The sequence below is a fragment of the Salinimicrobium oceani genome, assembly GCF_012037645.1.
In genome coordinates this window covers 1-307 of sequence record NZ_JAAVJR010001447.1, presented here as the reverse complement: position 1 = coordinate 307, position 307 = coordinate 1, and the positions used below count along the sequence as shown (strand labels likewise).

1 pseudogene is annotated in these 307 nt (G+C 38.4%); it reads left to right on the top strand.

Features of this window, described 5'->3' with window-relative positions:
* Nucleotides 1–205: pseudogene (locus tag HC175_RS22575) on the top strand (trigger factor); the annotation flags it as partial.
* Between the last annotated feature and the right edge of the window lie 102 nt (nucleotides 206–307).

Genomic DNA, 307 nt, shown 5'->3' with positions numbered 1-307 from the left:
ACAAATGGCACAATTTGGCCAGATGAATCCTGAAGAAAAGGAGCTTGATGATATCGCGGCAAGAATTCTTTCCCGTCAGGATGAGGTGAAGCGTCTTTCTGAACAATTGATGAACCAAAAGCTGCTCGAACTCTACAAGGAGAAGGTTAATCTCGAGGAGAAGGAAGTAACATATGAAGAATTTGTTAAAGAAGTTTACGAATAGAAATATTCTTAATTAATACTTATATCTTTAAGGGCGTTAGACCAAATGCGGGATAACGCCTTTTTTGGCAACTAAGAGAGAGGTGCTCACCTCTTTATTTAA